The organism is Pandoraea eparura (assembly GCF_902459725.1).
Taxonomy (GTDB): Bacteria; Pseudomonadota; Gammaproteobacteria; order Burkholderiales; family Burkholderiaceae; genus Pandoraea; species Pandoraea eparura.
Window position 1 is genome coordinate 1 of sequence record NZ_CABPSH010000032.1, and the last position, 946, is coordinate 946.

Annotated in this window: 1 protein-coding gene and 1 pseudogene; both read right to left on the bottom strand. The window is 59.5% G+C overall.

Translation table 11 applies throughout. The features are described from left to right. Positions 1–510, bottom strand: a 510-nt coding sequence (locus PEP31012_RS23480; protein WP_425494990.1) for an ureidoglycolate lyase, incomplete at its 3' end; no start/stop codon positions are given. Between the two features lie 130 nt (positions 511–640). Next, positions 641–946: pseudogene (locus PEP31012_RS23485) on the bottom strand (allantoicase); the annotation flags it as partial.

A 946-nucleotide genomic window follows, 5' to 3' on the forward strand; every position in this document is an offset into this window, starting at 1 on the left:
CACCGCCTCCAACGCCGCCCGCGTCAAGACATACGTGCCCGGCAAATCCTGCTCGTCACAATTGTGTCCCTCCCCACCCCGATCCACCACCACGAAGTCACTCACCTCATCCAACGCCAACAACGGGTGATGCCACACGCCACGCGCATAGTTCACCCCCTGCCACCCCTCCGAGACAAACGCCCTCATCCGACTCACATCCAATTCGCCCGCCGGCGCTACCACCACCAGGTACGGCGTCGTCTTCAACGGAATGAACGCCTGACTCCCCAACGGATGCCGCTCCAACATCTTCACCTCATACGGCAACTGCCTCGGCTGACCCCGGAAAACATTGACCAACGTGCGTCCACCCTCCGGCCCCAAATCAACCGTCGCCAAATCATGAAACCGCTCGGTCGTCCCACCATTGATCCCGAAATGCTTCGCCCCCGCCAACTCGATCACATCGCCAAACGGCGCAAACGCCTCTCGCGTCAATCGCTCGATCTTCAACGCCGCTCCCGCCATGTCACTCTCCTTTTTTTCCCTTCTCATTTTCCCTCCCGCAGCCTTTGCCAACCGCGAGAGGGGAATTCCCACGCTTACGCCGCTTAGACGCCGATTGCGTCGCTCACGTCGCTTACGTTGCTCATATCGCTTACGCCTGCTTCTCGCTCAGCCGGCCCCACAACCGCAACCGCGATACGCCACCGTCCGGAATGATGTTGAACCGAATGTGCGTGATCGCCCCCAACTTCTGCACCTGCTCCTCAAAGAAGAACTGTTTGTCCATCGCCAATTTCTGCTCCGGCAACAACACCGGCCAGAACATCGACTGCGTTATCAAGGACTGCTCGGTGCCGCCGGTCACATACGCCGCCTGAATGGAACAACGATCCGGGAAGTTGCCCTTGAAGTGCGCCGTGTCAACGTCGATCTTCGTAATCTCGCCCGGCTGCGCCAA